The 22802-nt window shown below is 26.8% G+C and carries 20 protein-coding genes; 12 read left to right on the top strand and 8 right to left on the bottom strand.

Annotated features, from left to right (window positions below):
• Positions 1-72: 72 nt before the first annotated feature.
• The 3 genes from era to ACT1UH_RS02685 are packed head-to-tail and all read right to left on the bottom strand — an operon-like array spanning position 73 to position 3498.
• Positions 73-960: a GTPase Era gene (gene era, locus ACT1UH_RS02695; protein ID WP_444704880.1), complete on the bottom strand. Its 888-nt coding sequence runs from the start codon at positions 958-960 to the stop codon at positions 73-75.
• A 23-nt stretch (positions 961-983) separates the two neighbouring features.
• Positions 984-1436, bottom strand: coding sequence for an rRNA maturation RNase YbeY (gene ybeY / locus ACT1UH_RS02690; RefSeq protein WP_438340481.1), 453 nt, complete (start codon positions 1434-1436; stop codon positions 984-986).
• Positions 1437-1482: 46 nt separating this feature from the next.
• Complete coding sequence (locus ACT1UH_RS02685; RefSeq protein WP_444704879.1) at positions 1483-3498, bottom strand: Mbov_0121 family peptidase domain-containing ABC transporter; 2016 nt, start codon at positions 3496-3498, stop codon at positions 1483-1485.
• Positions 3499-3610: 112 nt separating this feature from the next.
• Between ACT1UH_RS02685 and ACT1UH_RS02680 the strand changes: the two genes are divergently transcribed.
• The 5 genes from ACT1UH_RS02680 to ACT1UH_RS02660 all read left to right on the top strand — a co-directional run bounded on the left by ACT1UH_RS02680 (position 3611) and on the right by ACT1UH_RS02660 (position 8017).
• Complete coding sequence (locus tag ACT1UH_RS02680; protein ID WP_444704878.1) at positions 3611-4288, top strand: hypothetical protein; 678 nt, start codon at positions 3611-3613, stop codon at positions 4286-4288.
• 2 nt (positions 4289-4290) lie between these two features.
• On the top strand, positions 4291-5682 hold the full coding sequence (gene gltX, locus ACT1UH_RS02675; RefSeq protein WP_444704877.1) for a glutamate--tRNA ligase: 1392 nt from the start codon (positions 4291-4293) through the stop codon (positions 5680-5682).
• The gene (locus tag ACT1UH_RS02670) at positions 5673-6071 is read left to right on the top strand and encodes a hypothetical protein (protein ID WP_438340477.1); all 399 of its coding nucleotides are present in this window, start codon (positions 5673-5675) and stop codon (positions 6069-6071) included. Before gltX ends, ACT1UH_RS02670 begins: the two co-directional genes overlap by 10 nt.
• A 146-nt stretch (positions 6072-6217) precedes the next feature.
• Positions 6218-7042: a DNA adenine methylase gene (locus tag ACT1UH_RS02665; RefSeq protein ID WP_444704876.1), complete on the top strand. Its 825-nt coding sequence runs from the start codon at positions 6218-6220 to the stop codon at positions 7040-7042.
• A gap of 51 nt (positions 7043-7093) precedes the next feature.
• On the top strand, positions 7094-8017 hold the full coding sequence (locus ACT1UH_RS02660; RefSeq protein ID WP_444704875.1) for a DpnII family type II restriction endonuclease: 924 nt from the start codon (positions 7094-7096) through the stop codon (positions 8015-8017).
• 71 nt (positions 8018-8088) lie between these two features.
• Here ACT1UH_RS02660 and ACT1UH_RS02655 read toward each other — a convergent pair whose 3' ends face one another.
• Complete coding sequence (locus ACT1UH_RS02655; protein ID WP_444704874.1) at positions 8089-9828, bottom strand: MIP family Ig-specific serine endopeptidase; 1740 nt, start codon at positions 9826-9828, stop codon at positions 8089-8091.
• A 214-nt stretch (positions 9829-10042) separates the two neighbouring features.
• On the opposite strand from ACT1UH_RS02655, the gene ACT1UH_RS02650 reads away from it, so the two are divergent.
• Positions 10043-10558, top strand: a complete 516-nt coding sequence (locus ACT1UH_RS02650; protein WP_444704873.1) for a hypothetical protein — start codon at positions 10043-10045, stop codon at positions 10556-10558.
• A gap of 94 nt (positions 10559-10652) precedes the next feature.
• On the opposite strand, the gene ACT1UH_RS02645 is transcribed toward ACT1UH_RS02650, so the two are convergent.
• The 3 genes from ACT1UH_RS02645 to ACT1UH_RS02635 are packed head-to-tail and all read right to left on the bottom strand — an operon-like array spanning position 10653 to position 13831.
• Positions 10653-11435 (bottom strand): hypothetical protein, encoded by a 783-nt coding sequence (locus tag ACT1UH_RS02645; protein WP_444704872.1) that lies wholly within the window; start codon positions 11433-11435, stop codon positions 10653-10655.
• Positions 11422-13239, bottom strand: coding sequence for an MAG3240 family lipoprotein (locus ACT1UH_RS02640; RefSeq protein WP_444704871.1), 1818 nt, complete (start codon positions 13237-13239; stop codon positions 11422-11424). The genes ACT1UH_RS02645 and ACT1UH_RS02640 overlap by 14 nt, the downstream gene beginning before the upstream one ends.
• Position 13240: 1 nt before the next feature.
• Positions 13241-13831, bottom strand: coding sequence for a hypothetical protein (locus ACT1UH_RS02635; protein WP_444704870.1), 591 nt, complete (start codon positions 13829-13831; stop codon positions 13241-13243).
• 393 nt (positions 13832-14224) lie between these two features.
• On the opposite strand from ACT1UH_RS02635, the gene ACT1UH_RS02630 reads away from it, so the two are divergent.
• From ACT1UH_RS02630 to lon, 5 genes are all read left to right on the top strand, one after another.
• Positions 14225-15784, top strand: coding sequence for a M28 family metallopeptidase (locus ACT1UH_RS02630; protein WP_444704869.1), 1560 nt, complete (start codon positions 14225-14227; stop codon positions 15782-15784).
• A 131-nt stretch (positions 15785-15915) separates the two neighbouring features.
• Positions 15916-16593: a glycerol-3-phosphate 1-O-acyltransferase PlsY gene (plsY, locus tag ACT1UH_RS02625; RefSeq protein ID WP_444704868.1), complete on the top strand. Its 678-nt coding sequence runs from the start codon at positions 15916-15918 to the stop codon at positions 16591-16593.
• A 67-nt stretch (positions 16594-16660) separates the two neighbouring features.
• A complete protein-coding gene (gene hrcA / locus ACT1UH_RS02620) occupies positions 16661-17653 on the top strand; it encodes a heat-inducible transcriptional repressor HrcA (RefSeq protein WP_444704867.1) in 993 nt (330 codons plus the stop codon).
• Positions 17653-18471 (top strand): nucleotide exchange factor GrpE, encoded by an 819-nt coding sequence (locus tag ACT1UH_RS02615; RefSeq protein ID WP_444704866.1) that lies wholly within the window; start codon positions 17653-17655, stop codon positions 18469-18471. The genes hrcA and ACT1UH_RS02615 overlap by 1 nt, the downstream gene beginning before the upstream one ends.
• A gap of 64 nt (positions 18472-18535) precedes the next feature.
• Positions 18536-21046 carry an endopeptidase La gene (gene lon / locus ACT1UH_RS02610; protein ID WP_438340467.1) on the top strand — a complete coding sequence of 837 codons (2511 nt, stop codon included), beginning with the start codon at positions 18536-18538 and terminating at the stop codon, positions 21044-21046.
• Positions 21047-21084: 38 nt separating this feature from the next.
• Here the strand turns inward: lon and gap are convergent, their stop codons facing one another.
• Positions 21085-22086 carry a type I glyceraldehyde-3-phosphate dehydrogenase gene (gene gap, locus ACT1UH_RS02605; protein WP_444704865.1) on the bottom strand — a complete coding sequence of 334 codons (1002 nt, stop codon included), beginning with the start codon at positions 22084-22086 and terminating at the stop codon, positions 21085-21087.
• Positions 22087-22575: 489 nt separating this feature from the next.
• Between gap and ACT1UH_RS02600 the strand changes: the two genes are divergently transcribed.
• Positions 22576-22800: a hypothetical protein gene (locus ACT1UH_RS02600; protein ID WP_438340465.1), complete on the top strand. Its 225-nt coding sequence runs from the start codon at positions 22576-22578 to the stop codon at positions 22798-22800.
• Positions 22801-22802 lie beyond the last annotated feature (2 nt).

The following is a 22802-nucleotide window of genomic DNA, read 5'->3' as shown; positions in this document are numbered from 1 at the left end:
AACACAAAAATAATGCTAATTAAAATAAAGAGGAGTGAAAGCTTTAATTTATGAGTTATTTGAATTTTCATTTTAATATCCAGCTTTCTTAATTTTTTCCTCTTTATCCACTCAATCCTCATCAACTTTAACTCTTAAAAACAAATTAATAGGATGTTTTAAAACACTAGCAATTTTTTCTCTTGAAGACATTGAAATTGTTTTTATTTTTTGCGCCCCTTTACCAATTACAATACCTTTTTGTGATTCGCTTTTTACATAAATAGTAGCTGAAATTGTATACGGAATTGTTTCGCTATCATTTTCTTTAAATTCATCAATTAGCACAGCGATTGAATGCGGCACTTCATGATATAAATTTTTAATTGCATATTCTCTAATAATTTCTTTAGCTATAAATCTAAGAGAGACATCGCTTAATTGATCTTCCTCAAAAGGCAAATCATCTTCATAAGAATATTTTTTAATTTCATCAATTAAATCAATATAGGATTGCTTATAATCTTTGCCAATACCCAAAACGGTATTAATTCCCAAACTTTTTAATTCATGAGCTTTTTCATCTAATTTTATTTTGTTATCAATTAAATCAATTTTAGTTATTATTGCTATTATTTCGCTATCTGTTGTTTCCTTAATTTTGTTAATAATAAATTTATCGCCTTTTCCTATTTCTTCATTAGCTGGCGTTAAAAATAAGACAATATCAACAGCCTTCATTGTCTCATAACTTTTTTGATTTAGCTTTTCTGATAATAAGAATTCTGCTTTATGGACTCCAGGGGTATCAATAAAAATTATTTGGACTTCATCATCATTGTATATACCTTTAATATTATCTCTTGTTGTTTGGGCAACATTGGAAACTATTGCTAACTCAAAATCTAAAATGTTATTTATTAGCGTACTTTTTCCTACATTTGGTCTTCCTACTAAACCAACATAACAAATTTTTTTCATTTATAAACCTCATAAAAATTTTATTAATATCTAGTGATGTTTAAACGTTTCATAATGTTTTCTACATGTGTATTCATAACTAAAGTTTCTGCTTCTGTTTGGTGGTCAAAACCAAAAAGGTGTGCAACTCCATGGGCAAAAATATAGCAATATTCTCTTTTTAAACTATGATTAAATTTTTTTGCTTGTTTTTTAATTTTTCATGGCGAAATAATTATTTGACCAAGCTCTAAATTTTCAAGAAAATCTAACTCATTAGCTGCTTCTAGTGGGAAGCTTAAAATATCAGTTGTATAGTTTTTGTTTCTATGCAAATTATTAAGTTTTTTCATTTTGAATCTATTAACAAAAAGAAGGTCAACAGACAAATCTTTTGTACTATTAAACTCTACCTTTGCTTCATTGAGTATATTGCAAAAATCCTTCTCAAATTTAAACGTGCTAAAACTGTTATTTTTAATGGTTAATTTATTCATAAAAATAATTATAAATTAACACAAAAAAAATGAAAAAAATTGAATTTTATTTTTTTAGAAAAATAGTTGGGGAATTTTTTAGTAAAAATCTTTTATTATGGCTTGTTTCAATAATAATAGAATTTTCTTGTTTTTTACATATTAATCTAGATATAAGTTCAAACATTTGCTGTGATAAAAATTCAAAACTTTCATCAAGCAAAACCAATTGATATTTTTTTATTAATAGAGGCAATAATTTTATAATTTGTTTTTGTCCCATAGAAAACTTATTTGAGTTTAAAAGTAGATTAGAAAATATATTTATATTTAGCGAATTTATAACACTGATGAAATCTGTATCTTTTAATATTTTTTCTTTTTCCTTATTATTAACATCTGAAAATAAATATGTATATAAATCTATGTTTGGCATATTAAATTCATTGCCTGAAAAATAAATTTTTTCCTTAAATCAAGACTTATTTATCTCTTTGATTTCAATATTATTAAAAATAATTGACCCTTTGTAATTTAAATAAAATCCACTTAATAATTTAAACAAAGTACTTTTTCCGGAACCGTTTGGTCCTTGCAATTTCGCACCTTTATCAATAATAAAATTTAAATCATTAATTATATTGCGACGTTCAAATCCAAAGCAAAGCCCTTTGAATTTAATTGTTTTTAAATCTATTATATTATTAATAGAATTTCTTAATCTTGATTGTGGAATATTGATTATAAAATTTAATCTAGTTGAACCATTCCTAAAGATTTTTCATCCTATAAAAAATTCTTGAAGATTATTGCTTGGTTCAGAAATAATTGTTTGTATTTGCAAAATAAAAAATAATTGGCCTAGGTCAGATGTTTTTTGTAATAAAAAAAAGCAATAAATTATTATTGTTGTCATCAAATTTAAAAACCTTAAAATTAAATTTTTTATTGAACTTAATTTATTGATATTAAGATCATCATTTCTGTAACTTTTTATATTGTTTAAAAAACTTTGTTTTTCAAGATTTTCTCACAGCATTAGTCCATAAGAATCTTCATTTTTTACTATAAACGAAAGTTCATTTATTTCTTCAATGCTTTTTTGCGTTAGTTTTTTTGATAAAAGGCTAATTTTATTGTTTATAAAATAGCTAACCATGGTCTTGATTATATTAACAAGTATTACTATTAATATGAATTTTATTTTTATAAAAAATAATAAAGGTATAACTAAGATAATAGAAAATAAAAAGGAAGAGATAAAAGAAATCATAAACGATAAAAAACCGGCCATTGATTCAATTGATAGATATCTTAAGAGAATTTCATTCTTACTAATTTTTAAAATTTGTTTGTATTCCGCTCCTTCAATGCTATTTATAAATTGTTCTTTTATTGTTGCTGATATTAAATTTTTTAATTTTGTTAATAAAAAATTATTTAATAAGGAAACAACAAGCAAAACCGTTGAAATTCAAAAGAAAAACATTATTGTTTTTTGTCCTTCCGATATTTTTATTTGTTGAATACTTGCAAATATATTTTTATTAATAAATGAAAGTAAAAAATTTAAAAAGATAGTAATGAAACTAAATAGGACACCAATGACTAAGGGCTTTAAATTAAGTTTAAATTTAAAAGAAAAAAACTTTTCATAAATATTTTTTTGATTACATTCTTGCTGTTTTTTAACTATTATAATTAGGCCAGTAAATTGTTTTTTAAATTGCTTAATCTCTATTTTTCTTTTTCCTTTTGTTGAATCTAAAGTAAATACAAAATTATCACTTATGTTTTCAATAATTACATAATGTAGAAAATTGTCTATCTTTGAAATAGCAATTAATGGAAAAGAAGTTTTGAGTTTTAATATTTCTTCTCATTCAATTTTAAATGCTTCTGTATGAAGGCCAATTTTACTAGCCAACAAACAAAGATTGGTAATATTAATCCCATCCTCAGAATAGGTTGATTCATATTTTAAAAAATTTATATCAACTCATTTTTTTCAATAAAATTTGTGTAATGATTGTAATACATAAAGTCCACAATCTTTAATATCTTCTTGGAACCGAATTTTCATATATTCAATTGTTTCATTATTTAATTTTAACTATGTCTAAATAAAGAAAAAAAAGAGAAATTCTAATTACTTAACAACATTAAAATTTTAAATTTTAGTAAAATTAATAATTATGAAAAAATCTAAAATTAAAAGAAAAATGTTAATTTTTTCTTTATTAGGATCATTGGGCGCGGTCTTAGCTCCCTCTGTTTTATCAGCGGCTTGCACGTTTGATTTACCGGTTATATCAATTGTTGATGATCCAAATTTTGTTAGCATAAATGAAAAAGGAGAAAAAATAATTAAAAAACGTAGTGCTAGTTCATTTTACGAATTAAATTCAAAACGTTTATTTAATCCAATTAGCCAGTTTGATGATAAATATAGGCTATTCACAAATGATAGGAAATTAAATAATACACATGATACATCTCATGTTTATAAGATTAAACCTGATTTTCAGTTTTTAAAATTTGCTAATTTATCCGGTCAATATGATTATCGCCTTTTTTCATTTAGATATGATGAATTAGTCGCAAACATTCCTGGCGCTGCTATTCCCAAATATTCTCAATATAAACATAACCCTAAGGCAGTTTTTATTATGTTATATTGAATTAGAAAAAATGTTGAAGCAGCACCTAATTTTATTAATGATGTTATTAGTCCATCAAAATCTCGATTTCCAGAATCTCGCCCTGAAATCGAAGAAGCACCATGAGCTTTCGTTAGAAATACTTCACCTTCGTTAAAAGGCTTTTGACAAGATGTTACTGAACCATTAGTTTTACTTTTTGAAGAGGAATAATTATGAAAACAATAAGAACAAGATACGCCCCAAGTCCAACAGGTTATTTACATATTGGCGGTGCTAGAACCGCTCTATTTAATTATTTATTTGCAAAACATTTTAATGGAACTTTTATTTTTAGATTAGAAGATACTGATGTTGCTAGAAATGTCGAGGGTGGGGAAGAGAGTCAGCTTGAAAACCTTGCTTGACTGGGTATAATACCAGATGAAAGCCCGCTAAAACCTAATAAAAAATACGGCAATTATCGACAATCTGAAAAATTAGCAATTTATAGAGACATCGCTAATAAGTTAATTGCCAAAGGTTTCGCTTATAAGGCATATGATAATTCGCAGGAATTAGAGCAACAGCATAAAGAACAAGAGGAAGCTAAAATTGCTTCGTTTAGATATGACCCTAATTGATTGAAAATTTCTGATGAAGAAAAGAAACGCAGGGATGAGAATAATGAATATTCAATAAGGCTAAGATTGAAAAAAAATACTATTTATGGATGAAACGATTTAGTTAGAGGTTGAATAGAAGTTAATAGCGATGATATTGGTGATTTTGTTATTATTAAGAGCGATGGTTATCCGACATACAACTTTGCTGTTGTCGTCGATGATCACCAAATGGAAATTAGCCATGTTCTAAGAGGCGAAGAACATATAACAAATACGCCTAAGCAATTAGCAATATATGAGTCTTTAAATTGAACTCCTCCTGTATTCGGACATTTAACCATTATTACTAATATGGAAGGTAAAAAACTTTCAAAAAGAGATAAAACTTTGAAGCAATTTATTGAAGATTACAAGAATGAGGGATATAACAGCCATGCAATTTTTAACTTTTTATCTTTATTAGGTTGAACTTCAAAAGATAGCCAGGAAATAATGAGTCATGAGGAATTAATTGAAAAATTTGATCCAGAAAGGTTATCTAAATCACCTTCTAAATTTGATATAGTTAAGATGGATTGATTTTCAAAACAATATATGAAAAAAGTGGAAAACCAAGAAATTATAAAATTAATTAATTCACCATTTTCTGACGAATGAAACAATTTATTTGTTGAAACTTACAAGCAATCAGCGTCAACAATCAACGAGATCAAAAATAATTTAAAAATATATACCAAGCCAAAAGATAATACTACATTGGTGATATCCAATATAGATGTTGTAAAAACATTTAGTAAATTATTGCATCAAAATGATTTTGATATTCAAAACATTCAAATGTGTATTGAACGCACAAAGCAGGAATTAAATGTAAAAGGTAAGGATTTATTTATGCCTATTAGAATTGCTGCAACATATGAGGAGCATGGACCAGAATTAGCTAAGGCTATCTATCTTTTTGGCAAAGACATTGTATTTGAAAGACTAAAAAAATGAAGCTAAAATATATTTTAATTTCAGAACAAGAAGGCGAAATATTAAGCAAAGTGGAGACTGATTTTGTCGATTTTAAAGAAAGTAATAGCACTGAATTTACACATATTGAATTTACTGATGAAAAAGTTATGGACTGTATTTTAGATATTAAAAATGATGAAGTAAGAATCTCATATGCCGGTCAATATTTAGAAATGAAGCAGAATGAATTTGTGCCCAATAAACTTATTGTTTCATTTGATCCAAAGAATAAGACAAATAACATTCAGCAAATTCATATTGATATATATTTAATTGAAACAAAAATATCTAATAAAGAAATATCATTTATGTATGACATTTTACAATCAAAAAAAATTCTTGTAAGAAACACTGTTAAACTAGTCTTTGAATAAACAAAAATCTAATCGATAATTCCGATTAGATTTTTATTTTTTTAATTTTTTGCCTAAATTAATTTTCAAAGAAAAAACATTTTTAAAATATTGAAAACTTGCTAAAATAATATTTATTATTTAGAATTTTATATAAGGCCCAGTATATGCAAAAAAAAGAAATTAAACCATTTGTAAAATGAGTCGGAGGGAAAGGCCAACTTATAGATGAAATTAAAAAACGAATGCCCAAATATTTCAACGATTATTATGAACCTTTCGTTGGCGGTGGCGCGGTTTTGTTTTATCTTAAACCGCAAAAAGCCCACATAAATGATATTAATAGAGTTCTTATTAATGCATATAATATGATAAAAAATAAACCACAACAAATGATAGAAATTCTTAATGTATTAGATCAAAAGGAATGCAAAAAAGAAGAATATTATGAGTTAAGGACCAAATTTAATAATAAATTAAAATTAAATGAGTATGATCTAGAATTAGCCGCATTATTTATTTTTTTAAATAAAAGATGTTTCAATGGACTATATAGAGTAAATTCAAACGGTTTTTTTAATGTTCCATTTAATAATAAAATTAAATGTGATTCCTATAATAGGGATAATATTTTAGAGATTTCACAATACCTTAAAAATGTGGAAATTGAAAACCTTGATTTTGAAGAGAGTTTAAAAAAAGCTAACAAAGGGGATTTTGTATTTATCGATAGTCCTTATGTACCATTAAATCCAACTTCCTTCGAATCCTACACAAAGGAAAAATTTGGTGAAGATTGTCATATTAGACTTGCTAAGGTGTTTAGAATTTTAGATAAAAAAGGATGTTTCCTAATGTTAACTAACCACGACACAGATTTAATTAGAGATTTATATTCTAAATTTAATATTAAGGTTGTTAATGTAAAACGAAATATAAATAGCAACGGTAATAAAAGAGTCGGCAAAGAAGTGATTATAACTAATTATTAAATCATTAAAATTTGTTTAGAGCTTTGCTGTAGAAAGAGGATGAAAAATATAATGAACGTAAAAAATGAACTATTAGAAATTTTTATTGATAGATTACTAGTTACTAATCGAGGATATGACTTTTTTGTGGATTGAGAAAATATTAGTGAAATTGAGAAATATGCAGTTGAATTGCATGCAATGGATTCATTAATTAAAAGCCATAATTTTAAGGAAAGATTTTTTGATTTACTAGATAAAGTCCCTTCTATAATTACTACATTTCCACTACTTATTGCAGTTAGTAAAATAGAAAGGGAAAAGTTAAAAAAAGGAAAAACAAGTTTATTAATAAATAATTATTTAAAAAACAAAATTGAAAGCTTTTCTTTTTGCATTAAAGAAAATAATGAAAAAATAAGTGATGTGGAAAAAGAACAATATTATAGTTTTTTTGTAAATACTGGTTTAAAAAAACTATTTGACAATTTTATTGAAAAAAGTTGCAACGATTATATTGTGGGCGTTTTAGTTGGTCTAGATTCTAACGGCAGAAAAAATAGAAGTGGTAGCTCTTTTGAAAAAATTTGTGAGAGGTTAGTTGCTTCAGTTTGCAAGAATTATGGTATTACGCTTTTATTACAAAAACAATTTAATGTATTAAAAGAATACGGTTTTAATATAGGTGATGATATTGCTAATCGAAAGGCTGATTTTATATTAGTCAAGGATAAAAAAGCTTTGAATATTGAAACAAATTATTTTTATGGTCCTGGTTCAAAACCCGAGGAAATTATTGATAGCTATATTAATAGGCAAAAAGATTTAAATATTAATAATATTGATTTTATATTAATTACTGATGGCAACTGTTGGAAAGATGAAAATAAGAGTCAATTAAATAAAGCTTTTAGATATATTAAACTAATAAATTATAAGATGGCAAGTGAGGGCTATTTAATTGATATGATTAAGAAAATTTTTGAATTGGATTAATTATTATAAAAACTTTTAAAATAAAAACCAAACATAAAAGCTATGATTGGTTTTTTAGTCTTTATAAGAAACTATACACCGTTTTCAAATAAAACCGTTTTATTAAAACCTTTAAAGAAATCATCTTGTTCAGATAAAATTTTAAGATTTTGTCTGAAAGATTTTTCTTGGTTTGGATATAACTCTTTATTACTTCCATCTATTAAATTATGTTTTGGTCCATAGAATAAATCATTTGAATTTTGAACTAAGAAAGTAAAGGCGCCTCATTTTGTTGTATCTTTAATGTTGGGGGTTAGTGCTGAAAGAGATGAATATATTCCAACAGGCATTCCAAATTCATTTACAGCAAGAGAACCACTTGCCCCATAATATAAACTGCTATTTAGAACTTGTGCCTGTACACCGATGCCATATGATATGGTTTTTTCAGATAATAGATTTTCAACTGGCGCACTACTTAAGAAGCTTTTATTTGTGAAAGTGTAATCTTCGATTTTTATGTTCTTAGGATAGTTTTTTCAGAAGTATTGATTATTTCCACTATCATTATCAGAAGGGAAACCTGCTATATATATTCTTTTTGCATTTGGACTTAAAATTTCATTTTCGCTATCAAGGTTTTTATATTGTTCCTTGTGAAGATAGACTGAGTAGTAGTCATATGCAATATAGGGAACTTTTGATTTATCATGGTTAGGATATTGCTTTGATGAAAATAATGTTACATCATTATTAATGCTGTTGATGCCTTTATTAATATGTTCTAGTAATTTCTTTAAATCTTGATTTGTTTCGGCTTGTTTTTTAAGTTCGTTGAATTTAATTTTTATAGCAAATACAGCAAAGTCTTTTCCAATTCTTTGGGTTTTATTGATATTAGGTTGATAGTTTGGATGCTTCTTTAATATTTCTTCATTTGTTTTCTTATCAAAGAAGTCCGTTGCGACAAAAACAGTTTTTGGATTTGAAAAAATTTGATCTCCAACAAGTTTTACATCTCTTACATCTTTTTTATATTTTTGATCATTTGAATTTATAAAATAGCTAACAATATTTTCATTGCCTTCGTGTTTTCCTGACTCGATAGGTTCTAAATTAGCATCACCTAAAGGTATGCCAATACCAAATGAAACAACTCTAGCATCTTTTTGCTCTTCGCTAGTAAAATATTCCGGAAACGTTTCTTTTAATTTATTGTCTAATGCATTGTATGCATATTGATATACATGAGCATTTGTTGCTATATATAACATTAGTTCTTCAGAATTTTCAACTCCATTTTTTCAAGCATAATCAAGTATTCAACCAGTTCCAGTTGATAAGAAAGGAATTTCATCCTTATCTCTTTTTCCATCATCAAGACTTTGTGTAATCGTATTAAATGAAATAGCAAAAGATCTGTCTAATATTTTTCTATATGCTTCAGTTTGTTTTATCTCTAACTCCGGTTTATTAATTGCTGGTTTTGGTTTTTGCAATCCTGGGAAGTTTGGCGGTATTATAGGGAATTGAGGTATTTGAGGGGTGCTATTGTCTTTTTTACTATGCGGATTTAATGGATTTTCCGGCGAAGATTGCTCTTTAGAAATTTCGGGTTGCTTAGGTGTTGGCAACGGTAACGGAATTGGTTCTTGGTTTTCTGACTTTTTGTTTGAATTTATAGAATCAGTATTTGAATTATCATTTTTTTCTTTTTTATTATCATCTTCAGACTTCGATTCATGGTTTGGTTGTTTAGTTTCGATACATGAAGTGGTTAACAGTGCTAATGTAGGAATTCAACTAAGTAATAATAATTTCTTTTTCATATTGCTCCTATTTTTACTTATTATTTTTTACAATAATTTTATATTATTTTTTCTAATAAAATAATTTAGGTTTCCTTAATTTGGCTAATCTTATTTTTTTACACAATAATTAATAAAAATATTTTAGTATTTAAAAATTATTTAAATAAAAACATAAGTATGCTCTTTTTAAAAAAAATAAAACATAATTTTTTGTTGTATTAAAATATGTGTTATGAAATCAATAATAAGAAAATCTTTATTTAATAAAAAATTAAGTTTTTTATCGATCGGGTTATGCATAGCAATTAGTCCTGTTTTGATATCATGTGCTAATTCTAATAAAATAGATGATAGTCAGCGACAAAAACCTATGTTACTTAATGCTTCGCAACTATCAAGCATTAGAAATGAATTTGTTTTTAAGTTATCTGATGAAGCACAAAAAGAATATAATGCCGAGCAAGATAATGCAATGGCGAGATTTATTCAAGTAATAGAAAAGCTTAACAAAAAATACAATAATAAGAAACATGATGATGGTGATAAGATTGCTAATGATGTTGAATTTAAAAAGTATTTTTTTCTTCATAAACCCGATATAACAAAAGTTAGCAAATCTCATCGGATTGATATTAGATTTAAGGTTGATACTATTACGAGACAGATCGATTTATTTTATGATGTAATTTGTTTTGATTTACGTGTTAACGAGGAAGTTAATGCAAAAATCCCAATGGAAATTGATTAAGTTTTTTCTCTTAAGTTTTTTATTTATTTTAATAGCTTGTAGTCAATTGGACTACAAGCTATATTTAATAAATTTTTTAGACCTATAGTAGAAGTTAAAAGAATTCTTGTTGGTTGTTTTCTTCAAGATTAGAAATTATTAAATCAATATTAACGTCAAGATTTACATGGTTGATATTGTCATAAATGAAAATTTTTGCCTTGTGATATTCATTTAAGAAGTTTTTAAGTTCTTGTTTCTTTATCATGTTTGATATTTGCGCTAGTTTTTCTTTTAAGGCAATCATTAAATTTTTAATTGGTATTTTTTTAGCTGTGTAAATGTTATCAGCAAAATCCTTGTTATAGATATATTGTTTAAAATCATCATCTAGTTTGTTAGTATATTGGTCTTTTGTCAGTTTTTTTAAGTTATCATTATCAAATTTGAATTGTTCCAAATAAAAATTAAGATTTGATAGAGATTTAATAGCTGAATTAAAAAGATTGTAAAAATCATCAAGTAGCCTTGAAAAATCATTGAGTAATTCAGGATTTTTGTTATGTCAAAAAGAATTGTAATATTTTGTTAGCCCATCTTTATTTTGACTTATGCTTTGCTCTTCAATTAATTCTTTTAGTTTATCTTTGACTATATCATAGTTTTCAAAAAAGGTATAGTAAGCATAATTAAAAGCCCGCATTGTTTTTTTTATTTCTAAAGCGGTTTTTGTTATTTTTTTATCAAATTGCATTTCTAAGGGATTGAGATCTTCATTTGCCTTAAAACCTTGTAAATTTTTTGACGATTTTATTTCGGTGCTTGTTGCGTTGCATGAGATAGTTAGTAACCCGATTGAAGGAATTAATAGGGAAGCTAAAATATTATATTTTTTCATTATAGTGTCCTTTAGAAACAATTGTAAAAACTGGTGTTTCGTTACTAAATTCAAATAAATTTTTTACTTTTATATCTATATAATAAAAAGGTTTCTCGCCCTTGTTTTTGTAAAGAAAATCCTTTTCTGAGTTAAACTTGTAAAAATAAAATTTTAAAGTAGTTTCATCTCCAACGGTTTCATTTTTAGCTAATTCTATCTTTTTGATTCCGGTATTAAGATTTGAATTTTGAATTTCGAGAGCATATGCAAGAAGGTAATTGTTTAAATAAGCAGTTAAGAGTTTTAATTGATCCTGTGTATTGCTATTCGGATTAACAATGTGTTTTTTTCAATTTATTAAGGCATAATTTATTAGCGAATTAAATAAGGGGTTATTAACAAAATCTTCTAGTTTTATGCCGTTGAAGGTTGGTTTTTTTTCTTTTCTATATATTGCATAGTCACTACTTTCTAATTTATCAACAGCTGCCAGCTTAGTTGATATAGCCTTTAAAAAGTGTCCATGGTCGTCAAAGTTTGAACTTAATAGTACGTAGTCTTTTGTTGTTTTATCTTTTTTAAAAACCCTAATAATCATTTTGATTAATTGGCTAGTTTCATAGTAATTTGTAAATTGAATATCTATTACTTTATATTTTTCATCAATATTTTTATATATGTCTGGAATATCGAATTCTAGGTAATCTTTAAAATTAGAAAATAAATATACCAAACCTCTCGAGTTTCAATAATCGATGCTATTATAGCCTTTGATAAATGAATTTATATCCTTTCCTAGGTTTATGTTTTCATTTTGTTTTATGATTAAAAATGGATTTTTTACATAATCATTAAATAAAGGTAGTGTTTCGCTAAGGCCATTATTGCCAACACCGAACTTTTGTTCAGTGGCATAATTTCTAAAACCATTAATATAAAAGGTTTTATTTTTAATTGCATTATTTATAATGCTTTTATCATCAAAATCAATAATGTCTTCAATTTGAAAACTAATAAAACTTTGGTTTGAAAAATCATTTTCCTGAACTCTTGCCTTTGTTCAATCTATGTTAATTTTTTTAATATTAAGGTCAAATTTATTTAAATATAAAATAAGAAAATTAATAAATGTATTTCTAAAAATTTCATTTTCAGGCCTTAATCAAGAACTGGCTTGAATGAATTCATTGTTAAAAATATTACGCGTAATAAAGGCTTCACCTGCTTTATTTAAAAGGGAATTTTTATTCATTAATCCACTGTTTGTTTTTATATCGTTAACAAGACGAAATATTACTGTTTGAAAATCAAAAAAATATGGATCATAAACGCGATAATAATCTGTATCTTTGTTTTTGTTAGCAAGGAAATAAAATCAAAGGTTAGAATATCCTCCTGCTTTTCTTATTTCCTTAAAGTCATATTGAGTAAATAAGTCATCAAAATTTTTAAAAGTAGAGTTATTTGTCCGTTCTATTTTGTAATTATCATATTTGGTTCTTATTTGTTTTCACGATTTTTGCAATTTGAATTCTGGTTTAAATTTGAGAGTGGGGTTAAATTCTAATTCATTGTTATTTGTAACCTTTTTAACTTGACCCAAATATTTTAAATAAGTTTTGCTAGATTGATTTTGATTAATAAAAATGGGTTCAAAATTGTGCAGTGATGCTAGTTGTTGAGCATTTAGTTTTGTTAAGTATTTAGTGTTAATTTTTGATTCATCAATTAGAATTTTTTGTTGTCTTGCGCATGATATAGAAATAATTGGAAGCGCTAAACTTCCAATTATTCCAGCAAGTATTAATTTACTTGTTTTCATATTATTTATCAATAGGTAGTGTTAAATCTACAAAACCATGCCCTTCAGTTTGTTTTCCATCCAAACATTTAATTTTAAAGAAGTAAAAAATATTTCTTTTTTCGCTATTATAACCGAAGTAGCATTTTACATTATGGTTTCCAGCAAAATATTCTAAATTAGGAATATAAACTTTTATGTATTCATTAAAATCTGCATTGCGTAAGTCTTCAGGTGTAAAAAAGAATCTATCTTTATCATCTGAATCTTGATTTTTAGAGAATCATTTTATAATTTTTTCTCATAAACCATTAATATATTCATCTCTTGCAATATCGTCAGTAAGGCTGCTATACTCATCCCTAGCCTTGTCAGTCATAGTGAAGTTAGCGTTAGCAATTGTATCATTTACTTTAGCTCGCAATTCTTCCCCAATTAAGGAACCATCGCGATTAATAGAAGCATCAATGCTATTACTTTGTTGAACGCCACTATCTTTTTCTTGTTTATTTGTAGTTTGACTACAGCTAGTTAGCAAAATAGCTCCTGTAATAACAGGCGTTGCAGATAAAAAAAGTTTCAATATAGTCTTCTTCTTTTTAAATGTTTTCATAATTTAATACCTCTTTTAACATAATTATAAACTTTTTAGAAAAGATATATAAAAAAATAAAACACTGAAATTTTGGAAAATTTGCATTATTTATTAAAGCACAACTAGATTATATTTGTCAAACTGTTAATATTTTTATTATGTAAATCTTATATTGGAAAACGAATATTGCTTAATTTAATTAAGAAGTTTGCATCATGCTTTTTTAAAAGATATCTTAATTTTAATTGAAAAATCGTTATTATTAATATATTTATTATAAATATTTTTTTGTTTAATCTGGTCGATTTTTGTGTATAAAAAAATAATATAGTTTAAAATATATTTATATTTTACAAATTGCTGAATGTTATTTTGTACAAATATAAAACAAATTAAGAAAGGAAATAGTTTATGAAACGTTCAATTAAGGGACTAATTGCCATGGGGGGGGCACTAACTGGCATTGCACTACCAATAATGGCAATCTCATGTTCAAATCCAAATAATCCAAAATCCACTGATGAAGTAGGGCTAAGAAATACATTTACAAATTTCTTGACTACTGTTCATGGTAGAAAAGCAGGAGATGATAATAACTTTAAAAAAGCATCATTAGCAACTACAACTCTTAAGTACAACCCTAAAAAACTTTTGAATGATGGAATAAAGTTAGAAAAAGATAAAAGATTAACAACAGAAATAGTTGAAAAGAATTTACTATACAAATTTGGCGAAAAAGTAGATCAAAAAGTTAATAATTATGGTAGCTATTATGCATATAAATATTTAGTTAAAGAAATCGCAGATATGGGTTATACTAATTACACTCCAAATGGAATCACATATCCTGAATATGCTCATGCAAGAACTGTGCAATACGATGAAACCAAAGATAAAGCAATAGTTGATTCAATGAAGCAAAATTTAAAGAATGATGGCTTCTTTACACAAGGTTTTTTATTTGCAAATAATGGATACAATAATGTGGGTAATAATATTGTGGTAACAATTAACCCAAGTGCTAAATTAACTGATAATGGTAAAAGAAAAATTAAAGATTTTTACATTGTTTCTCATTATGACTCAATGAATAATGTAGGACCAGAAGGTATTTCATGAGGTGCAACTGATAATGCTACCGGTGTTACTGTTAATTTAAATTTATTAAAGTATTTCTCAGATCCTAAAAATAGAGATAATCTAAGTGTTAGATTACATTTAATTTTTGTTGATGGTGAAGAGCTTGGAAAACTAGGCTCAGAAGCATTCGTAAAACAATTCTTAACTGGCGAAAAAAATGAATTACGTGATAATTCATTAGGAATGATTAATATGGATACAGTTGCAGGCGGTGATTATATGTATATTCACTCTCCTAATACTGTTGATGCTCTGAATGACAATGGCAAGGTTAAAAAGGATGAATGAAATTTATCTCCATTACTACGTAACCACATCAACATGCTTTCAAAAGAAAGAGCTAACAAAATAAAGGATGCTGATCAAGAATTAAAAATTCATCCGCAATTTGTTAAAACCGAATATAAAGAAGGCGAAACTGGAGACTGATCAGACCATGCTCCATTCTATCAAATCGCTAAGTTACCAGTGGCTTATGTTGAATCAACAAACTTTGCAATTAAGGCAAAATCAGGCTTATATGATGGATATGCTCAAACTATTAATCCTAAGGCTTGGGTATTAAAAGACGGTAAAACAATAGAAAAATTAAAAGAAAGAAAATTAGAAAATGGCCAAATTGTTCATGATTGACCTGATGGATTAAAGAAAGAAGATTTTGCGATCCTTGGAGATATTTGACACAGTGATTTAGATACTCTAAAATGGGTTAATGATAACATTGGTCCAAAATTTTATAAACAACTAGATACTGTATTTCAAACTTTAAAGGCAACAGTAACATCATTACATAAAATTGAAGGAAATAACTTTAGTTACATTAAGCTATAAGCTAAAAATCCTTGTTTTCAAAAAACATTACCTAATTACTAAGCAGGTAATGTTTTTTGTTTAATTTTTTTTGGTGTATACTTGTCTTAATTTTGAATAATGATTTACTAAAATAATGTATTATTTTATTTATGTTCAATTGAAAATACGTGTGAGTTAATTTAATAATTTTAATACTAGGCTACTTAATTGGCTCGATTAATATTAGCATAATTATTTCAAAAAGAAAAAATCGTGATATTAGAAATTTTGGTTCAAAAAATGCAGGTGCGACAAACGCTTTAAGAGTCTTTGGTTTTAAATTTGCATTATTTGTTTTTTGCTTTGATATTTTTAAGTCTTTTATTCCCACAATCATTGTTTTTGCTATCAAAAAAGGAGTAAATAGTAATTTTATAATTCCTTTATTTGCAGGTTTGGGAGCATTAATAGGACATATTTTTCCTTGTTACTTTAATTTTAAAGGCGGCAAAGGTGTTGCTTCATTTTTTGGAATGATTTTGGCATTTGATTTTCCAACATTTTTATTGCTTGTATTGGTTTATATAACCTTAGTTTTAATCATAAGATATATTTCGATTTCATCCGTGGTTATATCAATTATTTTTGCTTTTTATTCATTTATTCCTTATTTTTATACATCTTGAATTCTTTCGTTTATAAACCATAATATTCCACTATGATCACATAGTTACATTTTAGTTTTTGCTTCTATATTAATTTTGTTGAAACACATCCCAAATTACATTAGATTATCAAATAAAGAAGAAAAGAAACTTAACTTATTTAGTAGTAAAATTAGCAATTAACTTTATAAAGTGCTAAAATAGTGCTAAAATATATATTATTAAATTTTAAGGAGGTGTTTTTTGTTTTATGGAATTAAAGGCACGCCACATAGAAATTTTTAAGATGATTGTTGAAAAATTTTTTGAGACAGGAGAACCTGTTGGATCTAAAAAATTAGTTGAATCAAAACACTTGACTTCTTCATCTGCAACTATTAGAAATATTATGTCTGATCTTGAAAAGATTGGTTTTCTAGAAAAACCGCATGTATCCGGTGGAAGAATACCTTCAACTAAAGGTCTTGAATACTATACGAAATATATTGCATATAATCCAAAAAAGTTTTTTAATAAAAGTTTGAGTGACATTCTTGCAAAGAAAAGATTGAGTGTAGATTCTACATTAGATGAAGCTGCTAATTTGATTAGTAAAATGGCACATTTTACTGTTGTTGCAACTTCTAATAATAAAGATGAAAAATTAAAAAGTATTCAATTGACACCTCTTGATACGTCTTCAGCAGTTATTGTTATTGTTACCAGCAGTGGTAATGTGCAAAATAAAATTTTTGATTTTAGCGATGATATTGCTTTAAATGATTTGAGAATTGCTGTGCGACTATTTAAAGAAAGACTAATTGATACGCCTTTAATTGAATTGGCCGAAAGAGCTAAGGCTTTGTTACCTTTATTTAAAGAAAGAATAGGCAATTATGAAAAAATATTAGAAAAGTTTGTAAAAACTATTTTCGTTTTTGAAGAAAAGATTCAAAATAAAACCTATAACAAAAACGCAATGATTTTATCAAAAGATATATCTCGTGAAGAATTAGTTGACTTATTAGATCTCATCGAAAAACATTCGGTATGATCAATGATTGAAAATAATTTGGATGAAGACAATAAAATTAAGCTTGATTTTTCAAGAGAAAATTTAAATATTATTAGTAAAAAAATTGACTTTGAGAACGATAAAAATATTAAGGAAATCTCAATTATGGGGCCTAAAAATATTGATATTGATGAATCATTAGAAACGTTAGACATATTGGCAAAAATAGTGCAAAAAGGAGATAAATAATGTGAGATTTTAAAAAATACGAAAAAGTAAATTTTGAGCTATGTGAGAAAGAAAATCACAAAGAAAAAATAACACACTTTTCATACGTTTGAGATTATGATGATGTTGATCCTATTATTAATGAAATATTAAACAAAGGTAAGAGTGAAGCTGATGATTTACTTAGTTATAGGATTAAGAAAAAAAGTTATGTTCTTAAATTGGTTTCAGTCGTTGGTCTAGATGATTGAACAAAAAAAGTAATTGAAAAAAATGCCATTCTTACAAATGAACTTTCAGAAAAAAAAGATAGAATTAAATCTTTGGAAGAAACTATCGAAAAAATTAACAACGAAAAAGAGGAGTTAAGAGTTAAATCAATAATCGAAGCTAATAAATTTAAGGATGAGGTTATTGCAATTCAAAAGAAGGCCCAAGATTTAATTAGTGATCATAAACAAAAAAATAATGATCATCAAGAAAAACAAATTGCTGAAGCAAAGAAATATGCACTTCAATCTTTTATGGAAAATATAATTCAACCTATAAATAATTTTGAAAAAGCAATTCTTGCTGCTAAAAAAATTGATAATGATACATTGAAAAATTTTATCGTCGGATTTCATATGTTATATAATCAGGTTGAAAATATTCTGTTTGATTTTGGATTGAATAAAATTATTCCAAATGTTGGTGATAAGTTTGATTCTAATATTCATCAAGTTTATGAATTGGTTGCATCAGATTTAGAAAAAGATACAATTTTAGAAGTAAAAAATATTGGTTATAAACTAAATGATAGAACTATTAAACCGGCATTAGTTATTGTTTCAAAATAATTCGCTATTTTTTCCTAAATTAGCAAATAAAAATAATAACGTAAATAGAATTTAATAAAATGAAATGAGGAAAAAAATGCAATTACCTTTTATACCAGTTAAGAAGCAGATAATACTGCCACAATCAATGGATGAAATAAGAGTAGGAAAGAAAAATTCGGTTCTTGCCTTACAAAGTGCATTGGATAGTAAGGAATCTAATAATAAGATATTAATAACTTTTATTAAGGAGCAATATATAAATGCCGAAGTAATTACCTCTTCGTCAATGCTAGAAGATTATGGCATTGTAGCTCTTATCAAAGAATCATCGGAAAATAAAGGTGTTTATAAAATAAGCCTTGATGCAGATAAAATTGTTAAAATCAATGAAATTCATTCGTCTGATACCAACCCGGAAGCACCGCTAATATATGCTTCATTTGAATACAAAAATGAAAAAGGGCAAAAGGTTGATATTGAAAAAATAAAAAATTCTATTGAATACTTAAATAATTTTGTTTTAAAACTTGAACCGCAAACAGATAAAAATTTTTCGTCAATTTCTAAACAGGTATTTAACTTTGAAAAAGTCAAAGATTTTGCAATGCAAATGAATTCACTGGTTAAATATAACAAGGAAGAAAAAATCGATGAATTGATATGAAAAAATTTCGCAATTATTAGAGAAGCCTTTACCCGAGATGAACTATTAGGTTTTTTGTCTTTAGATATTTACGATCTTATTAAAAATATCGCTGATAGATTAGCTTGAAAAAAAGAGTCAACAAATATTGACATAGAAATAACTAAGAAATTAAATGAAGAAATGGAAAGCTCACAAAGAGATTTTCTTCTTCGCGAAAAGATGAAGCAGTTAAGACAAATGCTTAATGATGAATCACAAAATAATGCCGAAAATATGGAAAAAGACCCAGAAACTAGTCGCAAGTTTCCTAAATATGTAATCGAAGCATTAAAGACTGAACAAGCTCGCTTGGCTGCCATGATGGCTTCGAGTCCAGAGGCAAATATCTCTAAAACATACATTGATTTAATTTTGGCATTACCATGAAGAAAAGTAAGCAAAGAATTAATTGATATAAATCATGTTAGAGAAGTTTTAAATAAACACCATTTTGGACTTGAAAAACCAAAAAAGAGAATTTTAGAATTTATTTCAGTTCTTACTCACAAACAAAATCAAAAAGAAACTGGTGATTATTTGCCTATTAAAAATGATTCTGACCATTTTATTGATACAAAATTATTCGTTCATAAAACTGGTGATACCTTGAATAATCCAGTTAATAATATCCCTATTTTAACCTTGATCGGTCCTCCAGGAACAGGAAAAACCACATTAGCAAAATCCATTGCAGAAGCTTTAAAAAGAAAATTTATCAAGGTATCGCTTGGTGGTGTAAAAGATGAAAGTGAAATTAGAGGGCATAGAAAAACCTATGTTGGGGCAATGCCTGGGAAAATTATCTCCGCTATTAAAAAGGCAGGTGTTTCTAACCCAGTTATTCTTCTTGACGAAATAGACAAAATGTCTTCTGATTTTAGAGGCGACCCAACTAGCGCTATGTTGGAGGTTCTTGACCCTGAACAAAATGCTAATTTTCAAGATCATTATCTTGACCTTGAATATGATTTATCAAAGGTTTTATTTATAGCTACTGCCAACTATTTTGATTCGATCCCACCTGCATTAGTTGATCGTGTTGAATTACTAGAATTGTCAACATATACCACTGCCGAAAAATTAGAAATAGCTAAAGCACACTTAATGCCCAAAGTTTTAGAACAGAATTCGCTTAAGGAATCGCAAATCCAAATTGATGATGAGATTATAAAATTTATAATTCTTTCATATACAAGAGAAAGTGGTGTCCGTGAGCTTAAACGTTTATTAGATAATATAGCTCGTAAAATAGTTGTGAAAATATTAGATAATGAAATTAAGGATGAATTTAGAGTTTCTAAAGATGTTGTTGTTGATTTCTTAGGCCCAATTAGATTCGAAGATGATGAAAACGAAAATAGAGATCAAATCGGTGTTGTTAATGGCCTTGCATATACAAGCTTTGGCGGCTCTACACTAGCTATTGAGGTTACTACATTTCCGGGTAAAGATGGGATAAAATTAACCGGTCATTTAAAGGAAGTTATGAAGGAATCTGCGCAAATTGCCTTAGGTTATGTGAGAGCAAATGCTGAAAAATTTGGAATTAATTTTGATTTTGATAATAAGGCAATTCACATCCACGTACCAGCGGGCGCTATTCCAAAAGACGGACCATCAGCCGGTGTTACATTTACTACTTCTATAATTAGTGCGCTAACTAGAAAACCCGTTCCCGCAAATATTGGTATGACTGGCGAGATAACGTTGAGAGGTAAAGTATTACCAATTGGTGGACTGAAAGAAAAATCATTAGCTGCATGTCAATTTGGAATTAAAAAAATATTTATTCCATATGACAATATAAAAAATTTAGTTGATGTACCAGAGGAAGTTAAAAAAGAAGTTACTTTTGTGCCTGTGAAGTATTATGAAGAAATATTTGATGATATCTTTAAGACAAAATAATTAGAAAAAAACCTGCTTTAAAGCAGGTTTTTTATTGTTTATTTTATGTTAACTAGATGTTTTAATGTTCTTATATATTGATTAACAAACGACGATTCGTTATCATATCATGCATAAACTTTGTATAATTTTTTGCCATCAACTTCTAATGCTTGAGTTAATTGAGCATCAAATATTGAACCAGCGGTTGAACCAATAATATCACTAGAAACAATAGGATCTTCAGTATAGAAAAAAGATTCTGAACTTGCATTTTTCATTGCCTTATTAATTTCCTCGACAGTTGTATCTTTTTTAAGTTCAACAGTAACATCGATAATTGACCCTGTAATAGTTGGAACTCTTAAAGCAATACCATTCATTTTACCCTTTAGCGTTGGGATAACCTTACCTATCGATTTAGCCGCACCTGTTGTGGTTGGAATCATATTTGAGGAAGCAGCTCTCGCTCTTCTTAAATCTGAATGAGGTGCATCTTGTAATCTTTGGTCTGCAGTGAATGAGTGTACAGTGGTCATGAAGCCTTTTTCAATACCGAATTCATTTTCTAAAACATTTAGAACAGGTGCTAGACAGTTTGTTGTACATGATGCCCCAGAAACAACAACATCGTCTTTTGTTAAAATATTTTCATTAACTGAATAAACTATAGTCTTTACATCTGCACTTTTTGAAGGGGCCGTAATTAAAACTTTTTTTGCTCCAGCATTAATATGCAGTTGGGCTAGTTCAGTTGTTAAGAATCTACCTGTACCTTCAACCACCACATCGACTGCCAACTGTTTTCAAGGGAGTTGAGCAGGATCTTTTTCACTAAATATTGGAAACTCTTTACCCTCCACAATTATTGATTTTTCAGTGTTTGAAACACTAAATGGAAACACGCCATGAGCTGTATCGTATTTTAATAAGTGTGCTAATGTTTTTGCATCAGTTAGGTCGTTAATTCCAACAATTTCAACATCTGCATCATTTCATATTTTTCTAAAGATTAAGCGGCCTATTCTACCAAAGCCGTTAATTGCTATTTTTGCCTTCATTTTATTTATACTCCATAAATAATAAAATAATTAATTTAATATTAATAATTATAATTCTAAATAATTCTAAAATAACTTAAAAAAACAAAATATTAGGGATTTTTATAATATAGATAATTCCTTAAATTATGTTATATTCTTAAACATTAAAATTTAACAAAATTAGCAATTTTGTCTTAAAAATTATAAATTCTATATTTTAAAAGAAAAAAATATTTTGTTTTTTGTTATTAAGTATTTTATTATTACAAATAATTATTTTTCAACTTAAATTAAGCTCTAAAAAAAAAAAAAAAAACATTTTTTAACCCAAAAATTAATTATTTTTTTAAAAAAAGCGCTTAAAATAAGCAAAAAAATGCGAACTTAAATAAGTATTTATTTAAAAAATATGTTTTTTAGTTTAAACTATTAAATGAATTTACAAAAATTTTATTGTATTCAATAACAGTTAAATTTTCAATTTAAATAATGGAGGAGGGCAAAATTATGGACAATGTAAAGCCTGTTCATTTAGCAAGCGAAAAAGCCATAAATCGAAAAATAAAGGTATCAATAATCATTGGAACAATTTTTATTCTTTTATTTCTTGCTTTGTTAAGTGTAGCAATAGCATATTTAGCAGATTACTTGGTTTACATGAATACAGATAGTGATGGGCTATTATGAACCGTAGCACAACGCAGTAAAGGTTTATTTAACTTGTTTGGTTAAAT

Source organism: Mycoplasma sp. 332 (assembly GCF_052378275.1).
In the GTDB taxonomy this organism is placed as follows: domain Bacteria; phylum Bacillota_I; class Bacilli_A; order Mycoplasmatales; family Metamycoplasmataceae; genus Metamycoplasma.
This window is presented reverse-complemented; position numbering and strand designations above follow the sequence as displayed.